We start from the raw sequence: 21022 nt of genomic DNA on the forward strand, positions 1-21022 counted from the left end.
ACAAGCAGAATTCGCATAGCGAGAGGGTGTTTTGAGAAATAAATAAGAAGAAGGGAGCCTTCAGGGCTCCCTTTGGTGATTAACTGGCCTTTTTGATCTGTGGGAGATCGAAGGCTTTGCGCAGCGCGCGAACAAATGCCTTATCGTGGCAGATGGTTTTGCCCGGGCTGTCGGAGAGTTTTGCTACCGGTTTGCCGTTACATTCGACCAGCTTGATGACAATGTTCAGCGGCTTCACCTGCGGGATATCGCAGGTCAGGCGAGTGCCGATGCCAAAGCTCAGGTTAATGCGCGAAGAGAAGTGACGGTAGAGCTCTACGGCCTTCGGCAGATCGAGGTTGTCGGAAAACACCAGCACTTTGCTCATCGGGTCAATGCCCAGCTTCTGATAGTGGTTGATGGCTTTTTCGCCCCATTCAACCGGATCACCGGAATCGTGACGCAGCCCCTGATAGTGCGTCGCAAACTCCCGGCCGAAGTCGCGCAGAAAGGCGTCCATCGTGATGCAGTCGGTGAGTGCGATGCCAAGCTGGTCGGGATACTCTTCCAGCCAGGCGGCCAGCGCGGCCCGCTGGCTGGTGGCCAGATCCGGACTAATTTGCTGATGTGCCTGGAACCACTCGTGCGCCTGGGTGCCCATAGGGGTTAGGTTCAGACGACGTGCCAGGTCATAGTTACTGGTGCCGGTAAACCACGGCTCCTGCTGCAGGCGGCTGACGATAGCCTCTTGTACTTCACGGGAGAAACGGCGGCGGGTACCGAAGTCCATCAGTTTGAAAGCGGACATATTCAGGTCAGCCGTCATTTGATTAAAGTCGGTAAGCTTATGTTCGAGCATTGCCAGCGCCTGCGGCACGCCGTTTTCCGGCGAACGATAGCGGTGCACCAGCTCGCTTATTACGGCGAGCAGCGGAACTTCCCACATAATCACTTCACGCCACGGCCCTTCCAGACGGATATTCAGCTTACCGTTATCGTTGATGACGGTAACCTGCTGCGGATCGTAGCGGAAGTCACGCAGCCAGCGGAGGTAGTCCTGCTTGAAGAAAGGCAGACCGGACAGCCAATGGTATTCATCATCACGCAGCGTGAGTGAACGCATGGCTTCGACTTGTTCGCGAATAGCGTCAGCATAAATGCCCAGCAGATCGTCCCCACGGCAGCGGAATTCAGCCGCGACGTTTACGTCGTAGTAGTGGTGGAAAACGGCCTGCTGCATATGCAGTTTGTAGGCATCTGTATCCAGCAGCGAATGCAGAACAGGAGAAGCGAATTGTGTCATGGTGCGCAGTAGCATCCTCTCACAGGAGCGTTTAGTACAATAAACAACAGGGGAGAATGGCTGGAGTATACCTTGTTTATCGATTTATTGAACCCCGATCACATCATAAGGCACGAAGCGCCACCTGTGCGTTTTGTGCGGCATGTTGCGTAAATGTATCATTTTTCCCTATTTGACTGGAAAAGATGAAGATTCTGCGTAGCGCGTTTAACACAACAGGAATAGACTGAGGTGACATTTACAAAAGATGCTAAAGGTTTTTTATGACACAACAGCCCCAAGCCAAGTACCGCCACGACTACCGTGCGCCGGACTACCTGATTAGTGATATCGACCTGGCCTTTGACCTGGATGCCGCAAAAACCATCGTGACTGCGGAAAGCCAGGTTTCCCGTCATGCAGCGTCTGATGTGCCGCTGCGCCTGAATGGCGAAGACCTGACGCTGGTCTCCGTTCATGTTAACGGCGCGCCGTGGGCCGACTATAAAGAAGAAGATAATCAACTGGTGCTCTCCGGCCTGCCCGAGCGTTTCACCCTGAAGATTGTTAACGAGATAAGCCCGGCGGCGAATACCGCGCTGGAAGGGCTGTATCAGTCTGGCGAAGCGCTATGTACTCAGTGTGAAGCTGAAGGTTTCCGTCATATTACCTGGTATCTCGATCGCCCGGATGTGCTGGCGCGCTTTACCACCAAAATTACCGCCGATAAAAGCAAATATCCGTTCCTGTTGTCCAACGGGAACCGCATTGCCGAAGGCGAGCTGGAAGACGGTCGTCACTGGGTTCAGTGGCAGGACCCATTCCCGAAACCATGTTATCTGTTTGCCCTGGTCGCGGGCGATTTTGACGTGCTGCGCGATACCTTCAAAACCCGTTCCGGGCGCGACGTTGCGCTGGAGCTGTTTGTCGATCGCGGCAACCTTGACCGTGCGCCGTGGGCGATGACCTCGCTGAAAAACTCCATGAAGTGGGACGAAGAGCGCTTCGGCCTTGAGTACGACCTCGACATCTATATGATCGTCGCCGTCGACTTCTTTAATATGGGGGCAATGGAGAACAAAGGCCTGAACGTCTTTAACTCCAAGTATGTGCTGGCGCGTACCGATACCGCCACCGATAAAGATTACCTCGATATCGAACGCGTTATTGGCCACGAATATTTCCATAATTGGACCGGCAACCGCGTGACCTGCCGCGACTGGTTCCAGCTGAGCCTGAAAGAAGGCCTGACCGTGTTCCGCGATCAGGAGTTCAGCTCGGATCTCGGCTCACGCGCCGTGAACCGCATCAGCAACGTGCGCACCATGCGCGGGCTGCAGTTTGCCGAAGACGCCAGCCCGATGGCGCACCCGATCCGCCCGGATAAAGTTATTGAAATGAATAACTTCTATACCCTGACGGTCTACGAGAAAGGGGCGGAGGTGATCCGCATGCTGCACACCCTGCTGGGCGAAGCAAACTTCCAGAAAGGCATGCAGCTCTATTTCGAGCGCCACGACGGCAGCGCCGCAACCTGTGATGATTTTGTTCAGGCGATGGAAGATGCCTCCAATATCGATCTCTCGCATTTCCGCCGCTGGTACAGCCAGGCCGGTACGCCGATTGTCAGCGTCCACGATGACTACAATCCGGAAACGGAGCAATACACCTTAACCATTCGTCAGCGCACGCCGGCAACCGCCGAGCAGGAAGAGAAGTTCCCGCTGCACATTCCGTTCGATATCGAACTGTACGATAACGAGGGGAAGGTGATCCCGCTGCAAAAAGACGGTCATCCGGTGCATCACGTGCTGAACGTCACTCAGGCAGAACAAACGTTTGTTTTTGATAATGTTTACTTCCAGCCGGTGCCATCGCTGCTGCGTGAGTTCTCCGCGCCGGTGAAGCTGGAGTATAAATGGAGCGATCAGCAGCTCACGTTCCTGATGCGTCATGCGCGTAACGATTTCTCCCGTTGGGATGCGGCGCAGAGCCTGCTGGCGACCTATATCAAACTCAACGTCGCGCGCCATCAGCAGGGCCAGCCGCTGTCGCTGCCGGTACACGTTGCCGATGCGTTCCGCGCGATTCTGCTTGATGAGCACATCGACCCGGCGCTGGCGGCTGAAATCCTGACGCTGCCATCAACGAGCGAAATTGCTGAGCTGTTCGAGATTATTGATCCTATCGCTATTGCTGCGGTGCGCGAAGCGCTGACCCGTACGCTGGCGACTGAACTGGCCGATGAATGTCTGGCGGTGTATAACGCCAACAAGCTCGACAGCTATCGCGTAGAGCATGCCGACATAGGCAAGCGTTCGCTGCGCAATACCTGCCTGCGCTATCTGGCATTTGGTGACCGTGAGCTTGGCGATAAGCTGGTGAGCGATCAGTACCATCATGCCGATAACATGACGGATGCGCTGGCGGCGCTGTCGGCGGCGGTGGCGGCAGAGCTGCCGTGTCGCGATGCCCTGATGCAGGAATATGATGATAAGTGGCATCACGACGGTCTGGTGATGGATAAATGGCTGATTTTGCAAGCGACCAGTCCGGCGGAAGATGTGCTGGCGACGGTGCGTAAACTGCTGAACCACCGCTCATTCAGTATGAATAACCCGAACCGTATTCGCTCTCTGATAGGTGCTTTTGCCGGTAGTAACCCGGCGGCGTTCCATGCCCAGGACGGTAGCGGCTACCAGTTCCTGGTGGAAATGCTCACCATACTGAACAGCAAAAACCCGCAGGTGGCTTCACGTCTGATTGAGCCGCTGATCCGCCTGAAACGCTATGATGCCAAACGCCAGGCGCTGATGCGTGCGGCGCTGGAGCAGCTGAAAGGGCTGGAAAATCTGTCCGGCGATCTGTTCGAGAAGATTACGAAAGCGCTAGCGTAATCGTTGCCCCGGAAGGCGTTAACCTCCCGGGGGTTCTTCACGCAATAAATGAAAAACGCCGCGGGTATTTGCCTGCGGCGTTTTTTTTATCAAACATGGGCAGCCTGTCGCGCGGTATTTAAAGCGGGGACCTGAATGTCCCGCCGGTGCAGCGCCTGCCAGAATGTCTCCAGCGCGTTGTCCAGCCGCGTGTGCAGGTTCGGGCTGAACTGCGGCTTGTGCTGATAATCGGTCACCTGGCTGTCGTCGGCGAATACGCCCTGCAGAATCTCCTGTGCTTTCAGCGCGTTGAGCACCGGTTTGAGGGCGTAATCGACCGCCAGCATATGCGCCACGGTGCCGCCGGTGGCCAGCGGCAGCACGATTTTTCCTTCCAGCGCGCGCTCTGGCAGCAGATCGAGCAGAGCCTTTAACGCGCCGGCAAATGAGGCTTTATACACCGGCGTGGCGATAATAAGCCCATCCGCATGGCTCAACTGTTCGGTTAAGGTTTGCAGCGCCGGGCTGTCAAAACGAGCGTGGAAGAGATCTTCCGGCGCAAAATTCTGCAGATGCCAGTGAAACACTTCGACGTCGGCCGCTGACAGCTTCTCGCGTGCGTATTCCAGCAGCGCGCTGGAGCGAGAAGGAAAGCGGGGACTGCCAGCTAAAGTAATGACGCGCATAATCTCTCCTTATAACCAAAAATAAACATAAAGTTAAAGTTGATAACATTTGTACCAGTGTCTCAAAGCCGTTCTGGCGCGCGAAATACTTTTTCCGGCGTAGGATTACCGGAAAATGCATATGCGCTGAGCGCGATAAAGGAGGAGAGGAAAACGATTGCGCTTTTTTTGCCATAGGTCAATTCCCTTTCGAAGCAAGATCGCACATAATACGCCCCCGGTTTGCACACCGGGAATCCAGGAGAGTTCATGTACTATCCCTTCGTTCGTAAAGCACTTTTCCAGCTCGATCCAGAGCGCGCTCATGAATTAACGTTCCAACAATTACGCCGTGTCACCGGTACGCCGCTGGAAGCGCTCGTGCGCCAGAAAGTACCGGAAAAACCGGTCACCTGTATGGGGCTGACGTTTAAAAACCCTCTCGGTCTGGCCGCCGGTCTGGATAAAGACGGTGAATGTATAGATGCCTTAGGGGCCATGGGATTTGGTTCGATCGAAATTGGTACCGTTACGCCGCGCGCGCAGCCGGGTAACGATAAACCGCGCCTGTTCCGCCTGGTGGATGCGGAAGGGCTGATCAACCGCATGGGCTTCAATAACCATGGTGTAGATAACCTGGTTGAGAACGTTAAAAAGGCGCATTTCGACGGTATTCTGGGGATTAATATCGGCAAAAATAAAGACACCCCTGTCGAGCACGGCAAAGATGACTATCTGATTTGTATGGAAAAAATCTACGCCTATGCGGGTTATATTGCGATTAATATTTCATCGCCAAATACCCCGGGATTACGCACGTTGCAATATGGTGAGGCGCTGGACGATCTGCTTTCTGGTATTAAAAATAAACAATCAGAGCTTCAGCAAAAGCACCATAAATATGTTCCTGTGGCAGTGAAGATCGCGCCGGATCTTTCTCACGAGGAGTTGATCCAGGTGGCCGATAGTTTGCTTCGCCATAATATCGATGGGGTAATTGCCACCAATACGACATTGGATCGTTCGCTGGTTCAGGGGATGAAACACTGTGATGAAACCGGTGGTTTGAGCGGTCGTCCATTACAATTAAAAAGTACCGAAATTATTCGTATGCTGTCGGCTGAATTAAAAGGTCAGCTGCCTATTATTGGCGTCGGTGGTATCGATTCGGTGATGGCGGCGCGCGAAAAGATGGCGGCTGGCGCAACGCTGGTACAGATTTATTCCGGCTTTATTTTTAAAGGCCCACCGCTGATTAAAGAAATCGTCACCCACATCTAGTCTTTTTCTTCGTAATGTGATCCAGGGCTTTATTTCCAGCCCTGGTTGCTTTATATTTCCCTATTGTTGCTTATTTAGACATATTAGTCTTTTATTATTTAGGGCGACAATAACGGAATGGAAGAACAGACAGCGCAATGGATGCAAAAATGATGGGGGAAACACATGCGAATTAAACCTGATGATAACTGGCGCTGGTATTATGATGAAGAGCACGATCGTATGATGCTCGATTTAGCCAACGGCATGTTGTTCCGCTCGCGTTTTGCTCGTCGCATGTTAACGCCCGATGCTTTTGCTCCTACCGGTTTTTGCGTCGATGACGCTGCACTGTATTTCTCTTTTGAAGAAAAATGCCGCGATCTGCTGCTGTCGAAAGAACACCGCGCTGAACTTATTCTTAACGCGCTGGTGGCGATCCGCTTCCTGAAGCCGCAAATGCCGAAAAGCTGGCACTTCCGCGCCCATCAAGATGCCTGGACGCCGGTCACCGGCGATGCGGCTCGCGTCTGGCTGAGCGATGACGACAGCCAGGTGAACCTGCTGGTGGTTGAGCCGGGTGAGAACGCCGCGCTGTGTCTGCTGGCCCAGCCGGGTCTGGTTCTGGCCGGGCGCACAATGCAGCTTGGCGACCCGATCAAAGTGATGAATGACAGGCTGCAACCGCAGCCTGGGCTCGACGGTTACAGCCTGGAACAGGCGGTTTAACTTTTTAGCCTCAGCGCCGTTTTAGGTATGCAGCTGCAGCTCAGTATGGTGCCGTCGGCCGCGACCGCGCTTTTTTTAAGCGGGCTGACTTCCCCTTCAACCAGCGTCACGCGGCAGCTACCGCACAGGCCAGCGCGGCAGGAGTAGGGGATGCGAATACCCTGCTGCTCGAGCTGCTCCAGCAATACCTGCTGATTATTGCCGCTGAAGGTGTTTCCCTCCCAGTCAATATCGACCAACGCATTTTGCTGCGCCTGCGGCGCCACGGCTTCGTCGCTCTGCGCGGCGGTATAGACTTTGCCCGGCCCGGTCGCGAGAATATCCACCTCATCACCCACGCGTACAACGCCGCTATTGCGGGCAATCAGATTCTGGCCAAAATCGACGTCGCCGCTGGTCGGATCGGTACGAAACGTCTGCAGAGTATTTAACGGTTCCCCGGCGGGATGCTTTTGCCCTTTCTCCGGGCTGATGGTCGTAAAAATACATCGGCTGCACGGCTTAACGACGTCAAACACGACGTCGCCGATGCGAATCGTTTTCCACGTATCTTCTACCCATGGGGCTACGCCGGTGACCACCAGGTTAGGGCGAAACTGCTCCATCCTTACGCTGGCCGGGCAACGCTGCTGTAGGTCGCGCAGAGAGGCTTCGTTGACCAGCAGGAAAGGGAAACCGTCGGCAAACGACAGCGGCACGGCATCATGGCGTTTGACGCGGCGCGTGAGGTCGGCACCGAGCCAGCGCAGCTGGACGTCGCGTTTAAAGAACGGAGAAAGCCACTGATTAATGGTATCCGGCGCGATACGCGAGGTAAAATGATTGCCCCAGACTTCGGTCGGCGAAGGCTGGCCGATGAAATCGGCAAAGCGCACCAGCGCGCTGCTGCCGTCGGGCGCGGTGAGGTGTAAACCGTCGTGCAGGACCGCGGGGGTAAAGCGAACCATCGCCGGAAACTGGCGGGCGGTAATAAAAGTGCCGTCGGGTTCGGTGATCATAAAAATGCGGTCAAATGCTAATCCGCTAATATCAGCAAAGGCGTGCGTGAGGCCAATGCCCCGCATCGATTTCACCGGATGTATAAAAAGTCGCGATAACGTGGCCACAACGCTGTCCCTGAGTCGAAAATAAGCCTTTAACTTTATGACATGGGGCGCAGATTGGCTATAATGCGCAACAATTTTCTGCGAGTAAAAGTGACGATATGAATTCTCTGTTTGCCAGTACGGCCCGTGGGCTGGAAGAGCTGTTAAAAACTGAACTGGAAGGCCTGGGTGCCCAAGAGTGCCAGATTGCCCAGGGCGGCGTCCATTTCCAGGGCGACACGCAGCTTCTGTACAAAAGCCTGATGTGGAGCCGCCTGGCGTCGCGCATTATGATGCCGCTGGGAGAATGTAGCGTCTGGAGCGATCTCGATCTTTACCTGGGCGTGCAGGCCATTGACTGGACGTCTATCTTTACCCCCGATGCCACCTTTGCGGTGAGCTTCGGCGGCCTGAACGATAGCATTCGTAACAGCCAGTACGGCGCGTTGAAGGTGAAAGATGCGATTGTCGATGCCTTTACGCGTAAGAATCTGCCGCGTCCGAACGTCGATCGTGACAATCCGGATCTGCGCATTAACGTCCGTTTGAATAAAGAGACCGCTTATATTTCGCTTGATCTGAGCGGTGAAGGTCTGCACCTGCGCGGCTACCGCGATCGTACCGGTATGGCGCCGATCAAAGAGAACCTGGCGGCCGCTATCGTCATGCGTTCCGGCTGGGTGCCGGGGACGCCGTTGCTCGATCCGATGTGTGGTTCCGGTACGCTGCTTATCGAAGCGGCAATGTGGGCTACCGACCGCGCGCCGGGGCTGCATCGTGGTCACTGGGGCTTCAGCGGTTGGGCACAGCACGATGATGCGGTCTGGAAAGAGGTAAAAGCTGACGCTCAGACCCGCGCTCGTGCCGGTCTGGCGGCCTATGAATCCCGTTTCTTTGGTTCTGACGTTGACAGCCGTGTGGTTGAGCTGGCGCGCAGCAACGCCCGTCGCGCCGGAATTGGCGAGCTTATCACCTTTGAAGTGAAAGACGTGGCGCAGCTGACCAACCCGCTGCCGAAAGGCCCTTACGGTACCGTTATCAGCAACCCGCCATACGGCGAGCGTCTGGAAAGCGAACCGGCATTGATTGCGATGCATAGCCTGCTGGGCCGCAATATGAAAAACCACTTTGGCGGCTGGAACCTGTCGCTGTTTAGCGCCTCTCCGGAGCTGTTAAGCTGCCTGCAGCTGCGCGCTGAGCGTCAGTTTAAAGCCAAAAACGGCCCGCTGGACTGCGTACAGAAAAACTACCATCTGACCGAAACTACCGGTGAGAAGCCCGCTTCTCTGGCAGAAGATTACGCCAACCGTCTGCGTAAAAATCTGAAGAAATATGAAAAGTGGGCAAAACAGGAAGGAATTGAATGCTACCGCTTGTACGACGCTGACCTGCCGGAATACAACGTGGCCGTTGACCGCTACGCCGACTGGGTGGTGGTGCAGGAATACGCGCCGCCGAAAACCGTTGATGCCAATAAAGCGCGTCAGCGTCTGTTCGACATTATTGCCGCCACTATCGCCGTATTGGGCATCGCGCCAAACAAGCTGGTGCTGAAAACCCGCGAGCGTCAGAAAGGTAAAAATCAGTACCAGAAGATGAACGAGAAGGGCGACTTTATGCAGGTGAGCGAATACAACGCGCGCCTGTGGGTCAACCTGACCGACTACCTGGATACCGGCCTGTTCCTCGACCACCGCATCGCTCGCCGCATGCTGGGTGAAATGAGCAAGGGCAAAGATTTCCTCAATCTGTTCTCGTACACCGGCAGCGCCAGCGTGCACGCAGGTCTGGGCGGCGCACGCTCCACGACCACCGTGGATATGTCGCGTACCTACCTGGAGTGGGCGGAGCGCAACCTGCGCCTGAACGGCCTGACCGGCCGCGCGCATCGCCTGATGCAGGCAGACGTGCTGGCATGGCTGCGCGATACTGACGAACAGTTCGACGTGATCTTTATCGATCCGCCGACCTTCTCCAACTCCAAACGCATGGACGATGCGTTTGACGTTCAGCGCGACCACCTGCGTCTGATGAAGGATCTGAAGCGTCTGCTGCGCAAAGGCGGCACCATCATGTTCTCCAACAACAAACGCGGTTTCCGTATGGATCACGACGGCCTGGCAGAACTGGGACTGAAAGCACAAGATATTACCCAAAAAACACAGTCACAGGATTTCGCTCGTAACCGTCAGATCCACAACTGCTGGCTGATTACCGCAGCCTGAAAGGAATAAAGAATGTCATTAATTAGTATGCATGGCGCCTGGCTGTCGTTCAGCGATGCGCCGCTTCTCGATAATGCCGAACTGCATATTGAGGATAACGAGCGCGTCTGTCTGGTCGGCCGTAACGGCGCGGGCAAATCAACGCTGATGAAGATCCTCAACCGCGAACAGGGCCTGGACGATGGACGCATTGTCTACGAGCAGGATCTGGTCGTCGCGCGTCTGCAGCAGGATCCGCCGCGCAACGTGCAGGGCAGCGTATATGATTTTGTCGCCGAGGGTATTGAAGAACAGGCGATATACCTCAAACGCTATCACGATATCTCGCATCTGGTGATGAGCGATCCGAGCGATAAAAATCTGCAGGAGCTGGCAAAGGTTCAGGAACAGCTGGATCACCACGGCCTGTGGCAGCTTGAAAACCGTATCAACGAAGTGCTGGCGCAGCTTGGGCTGGAGCCGGATATGGAGCTGGCCTCGCTCTCCGGCGGCTGGCTGCGTAAAGCGGCGCTGGGCCGTGCGCTGGTCAGCGCGCCCCGCGTACTGCTGCTCGATGAACCGACTAACCACCTGGATATCGAAACCATCGACTGGCTGGAAGGTTTCCTGAAAACCTTCAAAGGTACGATTATCTTTATCTCGCACGACCGTTCGTTTATTCGCAATATGGCGACCCGTATTGTCGATCTCGATCGTGGCAAGCTGGTGACGTATCCGGGCAACTACGATCAGTATCTGATCGAGAAAGAAGAGGCGCTGCGCGTAGAAGAGCTGCAAAACGCCGAGTTCGACCGCAAGCTGGCGCAGGAAGAAGTGTGGATTCGCCAGGGCATTAAAGCGCGCCGTACCCGTAATGAAGGCCGCGTCCGCGCGCTGAAAGCGATGCGTAACGAACGTAGTGCCCGTCGTGAAGTGATGGGCAGCGCGAAAATGCAGGTTGAAGAGGCCTCGCGCTCCGGCAAAATTGTCTTTGAAATGGAAGACGTCAACTACCAGGTTGACGGCAAGGTGCTGGTGAAAGACTTCTCCGCGCAGGTACAGCGCGGTGACAAAATTGCGCTTATCGGGGCCAACGGCTGCGGTAAAACCACGCTGCTGAAGCTGATGCTTGGCCAGCTGCAGGCCGATAGCGGTCGCATTCACGTCGGTACCAAACTGGAAGTCGCCTATTTTGATCAACACCGCGCTGAACTGGATCCGGATCGGACGGTGATGGATAACCTGGCGGAAGGCAAGCAGGAAGTCATGGTCAACGGCAAGCCGCGTCACGTGTTGGGCTATCTGCAGGACTTCCTGTTCCACCCGAAACGGGCAATGACGCCGGTGCGCGCGCTGTCCGGTGGGGAACGTAACCGTCTGCTGCTGGCGCGTCTGTTCCTGAAGCCAAGTAACCTGTTGATTCTCGATGAACCCACCAACGACCTCGATGTTGAAACGCTTGAACTGCTGGAAGAGTTAATTGACGGCTATCAGGGTACCGTGCTGCTGGTGAGCCACGACCGTCAGTTTGTCGACAACACCGTCACCGAATGCTGGATCTTCGAAGGCGAAGGGCGCATCGGTCAGTATGTTGGCGGCTATCATGATGCGCGCGGTCAGCAGTCGCAGTCATTGGCGCAAAAACAGGCAGTAGCGAAAAAAACGACGGAAGTTGTTCAGCCAAAAGCAGAAACTGTCAAACGCGGCAGTAACAAACTAAGCTATAACCTGCAGCGCGAGCTGGAACAGCTGCCGCAAAAACTGGAGTCGCTGGAAGCCGAACTCGAGGTGTTACAGGCGCAGGTAGCGGATGCGGCGTTCTTTAGTCAGCCACACGACCATACCCAAAAGGTGCTGGCCGATCTGTCCCAGGCAGAGCAGGCGCTGGAAGAGGCGTTTGAACGTTGGGAATATCTGGAAGCGTTGAAAAACGGCTCCTGATTGAGGAATTTTCATGTGCGATCAACATCATGCTGCGCAGCATATTCTCTGCTCACAGTGCGACATGCTGGTGGCGTTGCCGCACCTTGAGCACCGACATAAGGCCGCGTGCCCGCGCTGCGGCACAACGCTGACCACCGCGTGGGACGAGCCGAGACGCCGTCCCACGGCCTATGTGCTGGTGGCGCTGTTTATGCTGCTGCTGGCCAACCTGTTCCCGTTTATCAGCATGAACGTGGCGGGGGTTAACAGCCAGATTGAACTGCTGGAAATTCCCGGAGTCATGTTTTCCGAAGACTACGCCAGCCTGGGCACTTTCTTCCTGCTGTTTGTCCAGCTAGTGCCGGCGTTTTGTCTTGTCACTATTCTTCTGCTGGTAAACCGTGTGCGTATGCCGCATCGGCTGAAGGCTTTCCTGGCACGTATTCTGTTCACGCTGAAAACCTGGGGAATGGCGGAAATCTTCCTTGCCGGGGTGCTGGTGAGCTTCGTGAAGCTGATGGCCTATGGCGATATTGGCGTGGGCAGCAGTTTCCTGCCCTGGTGTCTGTTCTGCCTGCTTCAGTTGCGTACGTTCCAGTGCGTCGACCGCCGCTGGCTGTGGGATGATATTGCGCCCATGCCGCCGCTGAAGCAGACGCTGCAACCTGGCGTCACCGGTATTCGCCAGGGGCTGCGTTCGTGTGCGTGCTGCACGGCGATTTTACCTGCCGACCAGCTCGAGTGCCCGCGCTGTCACAGTAAAGGCCACGTGCGCCGTAAGAACAGCCTGCAGTGGACCATGGCGCTGCTGGTGACCTCGATTATGTTGTATCTCCCGGCCAATATTCTGCCGATTATGATTACCGATTTGCTCGGCGACAAAATGCCATCGACGATCATTGCGGGGGTCATTTTGCTGTGGAGCGAAGGGTCATATCCGGTAGCGATGGTGATTTTCCTGGCCAGTATCATGGTGCCGACGCTGAAGATGATTGCCATTGCCTGGCTGTGTCTGGATGCCAACGGCATGAAGCGACGCCATCGCGACAGCGAGCGGATGCATCTGATTTATGAAGTGGTCGAGTTCGTGGGCCGCTGGTCGATGATTGACGTGTTCGTGATCGCCGTACTCTCTGCGCTGGTGCGCATTGGGGGATTAATGAATATTTACCCGGCAATCGGTGCGCTGATGTTTGCGCTGGTTGTCATAATGACCATGTTCTCGGCAATGACGTTTGATCCGCGTTTATCGTGGGATCGGGAACCTGAATCAAGCCATGAGGAGTCGTAAAAGCATGGAAACCAAGAGTGGGGAGGCAAAGGTGCAAAAAGTGAAAAACTGGTCTCCCGTTTGGATCTTCCCGATTGTGACTGCGCTTATTGGCGCGTGGATCCTGTTCTATCACTATAGCCATCAGGGCCCGGAAGTGACGCTTATCACCACCAATGCAGAGGGCATTGAAGGCGGTAAAACCACCATCAAAAGCCGCAGCGTCGACGTGGGCGTGGTCGAAAGCACTACGCTAACCGATGACCTGACGCACGTGGAGATTAAGGCGCGTCTGAATTCGGGGATGGAGAAGCTGCTGCATAAAGATTCCGTCTTTTGGGTGGTGAAACCGCAGGTGGGCCGCGAGGGCATTAGCGGGCTGGGCACGCTGCTGTCCGGTGCCTATATTGAGCTGCAGCCGGGCACCAAAGGTTCGACGCAGGACCAATATCAACTCCTTGATGCGCCGCCGCTGGCGCCGCCGGATGCGAAGGGGATTCGTGTCCTTCTCGACAGCAAGAAGGCCGGGCAGCTTAACCCCGGCGATCCGGTACTGTTTCGCGGCTATCGCGTCGGCTCGGTGGAAACCAGCTCGTTCGATCCGCAGAGTCGCAGCATTTCCTATCAGCTGTTTATCAGCGCACCTAACGATCGTCTGGTGACCAGCAACGTTCGCTTCTGGAAGGACAGCGGCGTGGCGGTAGACCTGACTTCTGCCGGGATGCGCGTAGAAATGGGCTCACTGGCGACGCTATTTAGCGGCGGCGTTAGTTTTGACGTGCCGGAAGGTGTAGATTTGGGGCAACCGATCGCCGAAAAGACCGAGTTCAAGCTTTATGACGATCAGAAGAGTATCCAGGACTCGCTGTATACCGAGCACGTTGACTATCTGATGTTCTTTAAAGATTCAGTGCGTGGTCTGCAGCCGGGGGCTCCGGTTGAGTTCCGCGGCATTCGTCTGGGGACGGTCGATCAGGTGCCTTTCTTCGTTCCGGGGCTTCAGCAGGCGCTGAATAATGACTACCGTATTCCCGTCAAGATTCGCATTGAGCCGGAGCGTCTGAAAAGCGCGCTGGGTGAAAATCCGGATATCGCCAGCCACCTTGATGAGCTAACCCAGCGCGGCCTGCGCGGGGCGCTGAAAACGGGGAACCTGGTGACCGGCGCGCTGTATGTCGACATGGACTTTTATCCGAAAGAACCGGCAGTGACCGGCATGAGAAGCTTCGGCGGCTACCAGATTGTGCCTACCGTCAGCGGTGGCCTGGCGCAGATTCAGCAGCGCCTGATGGACACCCTGGATAAGATCAACAATCTGCCGTTAACGCCGATGGTTGAACAGGCGACCAACACGCTGTCGGAAAGCCAGAACACCATGCGCCGTCTGCAAACAACGCTGGATAATCTGAACAAAATCACCGCCAGCCAGTCCGCTCAGCAGCTGCCGGCCGACATGCAGAAAACACTGCGTGAGCTGAACCGTAGCATGCAGGGCTTCCAGCCAGGATCTGCGGCTTACAACAAAATGGTCGCCGATATGCAGCGCCTGGATCAGGTATTGCGCGAATTGCAGCCGGTGCTGAAGACGCTGAATGAGAAGAGCAACGCGCTGGTATTCGAAGCGAAGGATAAAAAAGATCCAGAGCCTAAGAGGGCGAAATAATGAAAAAGTGGTTAGTCATTGCCGCCGCCTGCCTGTTGGCAGCCTGTAGCAGCACGGAGAATAAAACGTACTATCAGCTGCCGTTGGCTACGGGCACGGTGCAAAACGGTGCCAGCAGCACCGGTCAGCGGATGCTGTGGATTGAGCAGGTGAATATTCCTGACTTTCTTGCCGGCAGCGGCGTGGTGTACCAGACCAGCGACGTTCAGTACGTGATTGCCAGTAACAATCTGTGGGCCAGTCCGCTGGATCAGCAACTGCGCACGACGCTGGTCTCCAATCTGAGCAATCAGCTGCCAGGCTGGGTCGTGTCGTCGCAGCCGCTAGGTAGCGATCAGGATACGCTGAATGTCTCGGTGAGCGGCTTCCATGGCCGTTATGATGGCAAAGTGGTGGTCAGCGGCGAATGGCTGCTTAACCACCAGGGGCAGTTGACCAAACGTCCTTTCCACATTGAGCTGGCTCAGCAGCAGGACGGTTACGATGCGATGGTGAAAACGCTCGCCCAGGCATGGAGCCAGGAAGCGGCATCTATCGCCAGGACTATCAATCGTTAACTATAAGTAGAATTAATCGTTCTAAAGGCCGCCGCCGGTGTTAAACCGACGGCGGTTTTTTTATCCCTGATGTCAGCGTGTTACCTGTGCGGCCTCACATTTCTTGTACAAATGTTCTTCTGAGTAGCTCACAAATATGACAAAGGTATGAATTCTACGCATTGACGGGGCCATTTTTTAGCGGTATTCGTATTGTGTGGTTGCATACTTTGTAGCCACTGTTTTCTTTTCCACCAGACCAAGATATGAGGGAAACGAGGCATGAAGAGACAAAAACGAGATCGCCTGGAGCGGGCACATCAGCGTGGATATCAGGCCGGTATTACCGGGCGTCCGAAAGAAATGTGTCCTTACCAGACTATAAACCAGAGGTCTTACTGGCTGGGAGGCTGGCGAGAGGCCATGGAGGACAGGGCAGTAGTTGCCTGACACTGTCTCTTTAAAAAGAAACCTCCGCAGTGCGGAGGTTTCGCCTTAGATTCATCAGACAAATTTATCGCCAGCAGAAAGTGGCGATAACTCGTATCAGAATGCAGAGGTATCCTGGAACAAGCCGACTTTCAGGTCGGTTGCGGAGTAGATCAGGCGACCATCAACCAGCACTTCGCCATCCGCCAGGCCCATAATCAGACGACGGTTAACAACGCGCTTGAAGTGAATACGGTAGGTCACTTTCTTCGCCGTTGGCAGTACCTGACCGGTGAACTTCACTTCACCCACGCCCAGCGCACGGCCTTTGCCTTCGCCGCCCAGCCAGCCGAGGTAGAAACCGACCAACTGCCACATTGCATCCAGACCCAGGCAACCAGGCATTACCGGATCGCCGATAAAGTGGCAACCGAAGAACCACAGGTCCGGGTTAATATCCAGTTCGGCTTCAACGTAACCTTTGTCAAAATTGCCGCCGGTTTCGGTCATTTTCACGACACGATCCATCATCAGCATGCTAGGAGCCGGTAACTGCGGGCCTTTAGCGCCGAACAGTTCACCGCGACCAGAGGCAAGAAGGTCTTCTTTTGTATAAGATTCGCGTTTATCTACCATGTTTTAAGTAAGCCTTATTTTAAGTTCGGGACGCAGGATAGCTAACACGTGTACGCTGAACAAGTCCGATCAGTTGGAATTCGGACGGTTTAACCAGCGTAGCGGCCACGGATAGCGGTATCGAGGCTCCTGCTGAGTGGCTTGTGCAATGCGTTCCTGAATAGTTTGCAACAGCGTCTGGCCTTCGCCATCCCAGTTGAGCTGGGTGAGAAGCGGCAGCGCATCGGTGACGTCATCAATAGCCCAGATAGAGAACTCACCGGCCTCTACGGCTTCCTGTACCTCAGTTGCGAGGCTCAGATGGCGTACGTTGGCAGAGGGAATGATGACCCCCTGTTTTCCGGTCAGGCCGCGCTGAGCGCAGATAGCAAAGAAACCTTCAATTTTTTCATTCAGTCCGCCGACCGGCTGAGCACGGCCAAACTGGTCAACCGAACCGGTCATCGCGATGCTTTGATTAATCGGGACGTTTGCCAGGGCGCTGATCAGCGCACACAGTTCTGCCATTGACGCGCTATCGCCGTCGACTTCGCTGTATGACTGTTCAAAGGTCAGCGAGGCGGAGAACGGGATTTGCTGATCCAGGTCCAGTTCGGCCATCAGGAAAGCCTGCATTAGCATCATGCCTTTAGCATGAATGTTACCGCCGAGTTCGGCTTTACGTTCAACGTCGGTGAACTCGCCGTCGCCGATGTGGACAACGCAGCTAATACGCGACGGTTCACCGAACGGGCGCGGGTGGCCTGGGAAGTCAATGACCGACAGGGCGTTAATCTGGCCGATGCATTCGCCTTCGGTTTCAATCAGGATTTGCTCAAGCAGAATCTCATCCTGCATACGCTCGGCAAGGAAACCTTCGCGCCACTGGCGCTGAGTCAGCATCGTTTTCAGCTGTTCTGCGTTAATCACTTTATCGGTGGTAAACGGCGCCGCTTCGCGCAGCTGGCGGCTAATCCACAGCGGGCAGAGCGGCATGATTTCCTGGTCACCGGTATAGCGCGCGCCTTCCTGCATCAGCAGTGGCCAGGCGTCAGCGGCCAGCCCGGGCAGCGATTTTTCACGCGCTACGGTCCATACCCACTGACACCACTGGCGCAGCGTCTCTTCGTCGGCAAGCTGCACGCTGTCTTCAAATTCACTGTACAGTGAGGATTCGCAGAGCTCTGGCTCCATTTCCTGAAGATCCGCCAGCGAATCACGCTCGCCGACCAGAATAACCTTCAGATTAAGCGGCATTGAGGGAATGCTGACCGGCAGTGGACGAGCATCGTCAAAGGTCAGCCATTCAAAGCGCTGCTGGATCACCTGATTCTTTAAGCGCATCCACAGCAGCGGCTGGCTCATCAGCGTGCGCAGAGGCAGCACGAGAATGCCGCCGTTCGCCTGATGCACCAGGCCCGGCTGAAGGCTGATTTCGCCATTAAACTGACGCACGCAGCCAAACAGCTGCTCGGCCTCAGCCCAGTCGGCAAAAATGACCGGCCCCTGGCTGGCGAAGTTGTCTTCGGCACTGCTGGCGGGGTGCATGGTGATGTGACTGCCGGAAACCTGATAGTCGACGCCCGTCAGGGTTGGTTCTGCGTCATCACGCAGGGACTGCGTCGTTTGAGTGAGCAGCTGCAGGTACTCTTTTTCTTCTGGCGCTTTAACCAGTAAGAAAGGGGAGATGCCCTGAGGATGCAGAAACTGCTCAAGCGCGTAGTGTAAACGAGCCTGTAGCTCGCTGAATAAAATGTCGTTTTCTGAGGCTAAATCAGGCTGGGTAAATAGCGCCTGGAATGCTTCAGTCGCGGGGGCGAGAAAGCGCCGGGAAAGAGTATTTATAGTCAATGTCGCTATTTTTAGTCAGATGTAAAGTGCGTGATTATACCCGATGCCGTCGGGAAGCTCACGGAGAATAGGGAAGTATCTTGTACCACGGTTTTTATCCGTATCACAGTTGCAGATTTCTTCTCAGCACATTGAGAAAAAACTGTTATCCTGAAAAGAGTTACACGGTCACACTGAGATCGCAATGAAATATCAACAACTGGAAAATCTTGAAAGCGGCTGGAAGTGGAAATACCTGGTGAAAAAGCACCGGGAAGGCGAGCCCATCACCCGCTATATTGAAGCCAGCGCCGCGCAAGAGGCCGTCGATGTTTTGCTGAAGCTGGAAAACGAGCCGGTGCAGGTCAATGGCTGGATTGCTCAGCATATCAATCCGCAGCTCGTTAATCGGATGAAGCAAACTATTCGTGCGCGCCGTAAGCGCCATTTCAACGCCGAGCATCAGCATACCCGCAAGAAATCTATCGATCTGGAATTTGTGGTCTGGCAACGTCTGGCCGGGCTGGCGCAGCGTCGCGGTATTACGCTCTCTGAAACTATCGTTCAGCTGATTGAAGATGCGGAAAATAAAGAGAAATACGCCAGTAAAATGTCCAGCCTGAAGCAGGACCTTGAGGCTATGCTGGGCAAAGATAAATAGGCTATTTTGCTCGTCGTTCTGCAAAGCAGGCCGAGAAAAGGCCAAAAAAAACCCCGCAGCGCGGGGTTTTTTATTAGACGATAACTTAAGCCTGCGGCTGAGTTACAACGTCTTTGATGCCTTTAACTTCGATCTCTACGCGACGATCCGGAGCCAGGCAGTCGATCAGCGCAGCTTTCGCTTTTACGCCGTCACAGGTGTTGCCAGTAACCGGGTTAGATTTGCCCATGCCACGTGCAGAGATTTTGTCAGACGGGATACCTTTAGATACCAGGTAATCAACGACGGACTGAGCACGTTTCTCGGACAGACCCTGGTTGTAAGCGTCAGAACCGATGCGGTCAGTGAAGCCCAGAACAACAACGGAACCGTCTTTCGGATCCAGGTTGCTCAGCTGGGAGTACATCTGATCCAGAGCCTGTTTACCTTCCGGTTTCAGAGTTGCTTTGTTGAAGTTGAACAGAACGTCAGACTTCAGAGTGAAGTGTTTGGTCTGTACTTCTGGAGCCGGAGCCGGAGCCGGAGCAACTACCGGAGCTGCTGCATCCTGCTGGCCGAAGCGGTAGGAAACACCTACGCTCAGCATGCCGTTGTCAGGACGTACGCCGACGGTGTTTGCGTCGCCGATGTTGTTAACCCACTGGTATTCCAGACGGGTAGCGATGTCACGAGTAACAGCCCACTCAACGCCGCCAGCGAATACTGGGGAAACGCCGGTGTCGTGATGGTCGCCAGCGATGTTGTTGCTGGAGTCAGCACGCCATACCATACCGCCCAGACGGGTGTAGATGTCCAGGTCGTCAGTGATTGGGTAGCCCAGTTTAGCAGTCAGCTGAACGCCTTGAGCTTTCAGAGCGCCATTGGTCTGGCTGCCGGTGTATTCCATACGGCCCAGCCAGTCGTAACCCATTTCGAAACCAACGTACGGGTTAACCTGGTAACCACCGAACGCGCCTGCGCCCAGCTGGCTCTCGTGGGTGGAACCGTTGTTGTTCAGGTCACTCTGGTACCAACCGGTGTCATGGAACTGGGACCAACCCAGTTTACCACCAGCATACCAGGTGTTGTCTTGCGGAGCGGCCTGCGCTACAGAAGCGAAGCCTGCCAGTGCCACTGCAATCGCGATAGCTGTCTTTTTCATTTTTTGCGCCTCGTTATCATCCAAAATTTGCCATGAAGTTCTAAATAGACTCACGGTTAAATCCTTCCACCGGGGGCGGGGCTTAGTTAAATACTCAGCAGATATCTGCGGTGTTAAGCTGAGCACCCCTGGCGATGTAAAGTCTACAACGTCGCCGGAAACTTACAAGTGTGAACTCCGTCAGGCTTATGAAAAAAAAAGAGTTGTATACGCAATATTTAACAAATGCGTCGAAAAAATAATCGATATTAACGGCGGGAAACCGCATCAGACCGGCATTCTGCCTGAAAATGCCCAGAAAAACGGCGACATAAAAAAAATGCAAAAAAATTCCCAGGAAAATTCCTAATTTGGCTCAATGGAACAAATTTGAGTGAATTTTTATCCCATTGTATTGTCCTGTTGGGTGTAACGCAGACCGAACTGGTCGCATAATGAACACCATCGCGTTACCTTTCTCCGCTGCACTCTGTAAACGTGCATGTTCCTCAGCGGACAACTCGTCCGTCAACCAGCCAATAACCACGCTATAGTTACCGGTACGCGACGCGCGGATCATTGAATCAAGCATGTCGCAAGATGACATCTGGCGAAGCTGCATGACCTTGGTCAACGGTAAGCCGGAAGCTTGTACCCACTGGCGGCTCAGTTTCTGCTGTGGTGTGAGCCAGAGCTGCCAGCGCGACTGCTGGCCCAACTGCTGTAATAATGGCAAGAGCAGCAGCTGTGCCATCATTGGCTGATCCTCACGATATTGCACTTCACTAATTAACGCGGTATGCGCGCTATTGACGGAAGTCAGCGTATGAGAGGCCGTAGTGACGGCAGCGACAGAAGAACGATTTACGACACCAGAAGTATACATAGTTAATCC

General features: G+C 54.7%; 17 protein-coding genes. 10 read left to right on the top strand and 7 right to left on the bottom strand.

The window, feature by feature from the left end:
- Nucleotides 1-79 precede the first annotated feature (79 nt).
- Nucleotides 80-1282 (bottom strand): nicotinate phosphoribosyltransferase, encoded by a 1203-nt coding sequence (gene pncB / locus H7R58_RS08330; protein ID WP_182929176.1) that lies wholly within the window; start codon nucleotides 1280-1282, stop codon nucleotides 80-82.
- 263 nt (nucleotides 1283-1545) lie between these two features.
- On the opposite strand from pncB, the gene pepN reads away from it, so the two are divergent.
- Entirely contained in the window at nucleotides 1546-4158 is a 2613-nt protein-coding gene (gene pepN / locus H7R58_RS08335; RefSeq protein ID WP_182929175.1) for an aminopeptidase N, read from the top strand.
- Nucleotides 4159-4247: 89 nt separating this feature from the next.
- Here the strand turns inward: pepN and ssuE are convergent, their stop codons facing one another.
- Entirely contained in the window at nucleotides 4248-4823 is a 576-nt protein-coding gene (ssuE, locus tag H7R58_RS08340) for an NADPH-dependent FMN reductase (protein WP_106928798.1), read from the bottom strand.
- A 249-nt stretch (nucleotides 4824-5072) separates the two neighbouring features.
- On the opposite strand from ssuE, the gene pyrD reads away from it, so the two are divergent.
- Together pyrD and zapC are read left to right on the top strand one after the other, a co-directional pair.
- Nucleotides 5073-6083 carry a quinone-dependent dihydroorotate dehydrogenase gene (gene pyrD / locus H7R58_RS08345; protein ID WP_106928796.1) on the top strand — a complete coding sequence of 337 codons (1011 nt, stop codon included), beginning with the start codon at nucleotides 5073-5075 and terminating at the stop codon, nucleotides 6081-6083.
- A gap of 165 nt (nucleotides 6084-6248) precedes the next feature.
- A complete protein-coding gene (gene zapC, locus H7R58_RS08350) occupies nucleotides 6249-6791 on the top strand; it encodes a cell division protein ZapC (RefSeq protein WP_106928794.1) in 543 nt (180 codons plus the stop codon).
- On the opposite strand, the gene H7R58_RS08355 is transcribed toward zapC, so the two are convergent.
- A complete protein-coding gene (locus H7R58_RS08355; protein WP_182929174.1) occupies nucleotides 6788-7897 on the bottom strand; it encodes a YcbX family protein in 1110 nt (369 codons plus the stop codon). The two genes, zapC and H7R58_RS08355, sit on opposite strands and share 4 nt — an antisense overlap.
- 98 nt (nucleotides 7898-7995) lie before the next feature.
- Between H7R58_RS08355 and rlmKL the strand changes: the two genes are divergently transcribed.
- The 6 genes from rlmKL to rmf all read left to right on the top strand — a co-directional run bounded on the left by rlmKL (nucleotide 7996) and on the right by rmf (nucleotide 15922).
- The gene (gene rlmKL, locus H7R58_RS08360; RefSeq protein WP_182929173.1) at nucleotides 7996-10101 is read left to right on the top strand and encodes a bifunctional 23S rRNA (guanine(2069)-N(7))-methyltransferase RlmK/23S rRNA (guanine(2445)-N(2))-methyltransferase RlmL; all 2106 of its coding nucleotides are present in this window, start codon (nucleotides 7996-7998) and stop codon (nucleotides 10099-10101) included.
- A 12-nt stretch (nucleotides 10102-10113) separates the two neighbouring features.
- On the top strand, nucleotides 10114-12021 hold the full coding sequence (locus H7R58_RS08365) for an ABC transporter ATP-binding protein (RefSeq protein ID WP_182929172.1): 1908 nt from the start codon (nucleotides 10114-10116) through the stop codon (nucleotides 12019-12021).
- A 13-nt stretch (nucleotides 12022-12034) separates the two neighbouring features.
- Nucleotides 12035-13294 (top strand): membrane integrity-associated transporter subunit PqiA, encoded by a 1260-nt coding sequence (pqiA, locus tag H7R58_RS08370; RefSeq protein WP_106928787.1) that lies wholly within the window; start codon nucleotides 12035-12037, stop codon nucleotides 13292-13294.
- A gap of 4 nt (nucleotides 13295-13298) precedes the next feature.
- Nucleotides 13299-14936, top strand: a complete 1638-nt coding sequence (pqiB, locus tag H7R58_RS08375) for an intermembrane transport protein PqiB (protein ID WP_106928785.1) — start codon at nucleotides 13299-13301, stop codon at nucleotides 14934-14936.
- Entirely contained in the window at nucleotides 14936-15493 is a 558-nt protein-coding gene (gene pqiC, locus H7R58_RS08380; protein ID WP_106928783.1) for a membrane integrity-associated transporter subunit PqiC, read from the top strand. The genes pqiB and pqiC overlap by 1 nt, the downstream gene beginning before the upstream one ends.
- A gap of 261 nt (nucleotides 15494-15754) precedes the next feature.
- Nucleotides 15755-15922: a ribosome modulation factor gene (gene rmf, locus H7R58_RS08385; protein WP_035892402.1), complete on the top strand. Its 168-nt coding sequence runs from the start codon at nucleotides 15755-15757 to the stop codon at nucleotides 15920-15922.
- Between the two features lie 96 nt (nucleotides 15923-16018).
- On the opposite strand, the gene fabA is transcribed toward rmf, so the two are convergent.
- A complete protein-coding gene (fabA, locus tag H7R58_RS08390) occupies nucleotides 16019-16537 on the bottom strand; it encodes a 3-hydroxyacyl-[acyl-carrier-protein] dehydratase FabA (RefSeq protein ID WP_064548854.1) in 519 nt (172 codons plus the stop codon).
- A 69-nt stretch (nucleotides 16538-16606) separates the two neighbouring features.
- The gene (locus H7R58_RS08395; protein WP_182929170.1) at nucleotides 16607-18367 is read right to left on the bottom strand and encodes an AAA family ATPase; all 1761 of its coding nucleotides are present in this window, start codon (nucleotides 18365-18367) and stop codon (nucleotides 16607-16609) included.
- Between the two features lie 184 nt (nucleotides 18368-18551).
- On the opposite strand from H7R58_RS08395, the gene matP reads away from it, so the two are divergent.
- Nucleotides 18552-19007, top strand: a complete 456-nt coding sequence (gene matP / locus H7R58_RS08400) for a macrodomain Ter protein MatP (RefSeq protein ID WP_106928779.1) — start codon at nucleotides 18552-18554, stop codon at nucleotides 19005-19007.
- Nucleotides 19008-19092: 85 nt separating this feature from the next.
- Here the strand turns inward: matP and ompA are convergent, their stop codons facing one another.
- Together ompA and sulA are read right to left on the bottom strand one after the other, a co-directional pair.
- Nucleotides 19093-20148 (bottom strand): porin OmpA, encoded by a 1056-nt coding sequence (gene ompA / locus H7R58_RS08405; RefSeq protein ID WP_106928861.1) that lies wholly within the window; start codon nucleotides 20146-20148, stop codon nucleotides 19093-19095.
- 355 nt (nucleotides 20149-20503) lie between these two features.
- Nucleotides 20504-21013 carry an SOS-induced cell division inhibitor SulA gene (gene sulA / locus H7R58_RS08410; protein ID WP_106928778.1) on the bottom strand — a complete coding sequence of 170 codons (510 nt, stop codon included), beginning with the start codon at nucleotides 21011-21013 and terminating at the stop codon, nucleotides 20504-20506.
- Nucleotides 21014-21022: the final 9 nt, after the last annotated feature.

Source organism: Klebsiella sp. WP4-W18-ESBL-05 (genome assembly GCF_014169075.1).
Classification (GTDB): domain Bacteria; phylum Pseudomonadota; class Gammaproteobacteria; order Enterobacterales; family Enterobacteriaceae; genus Kluyvera; species Kluyvera ascorbata_B.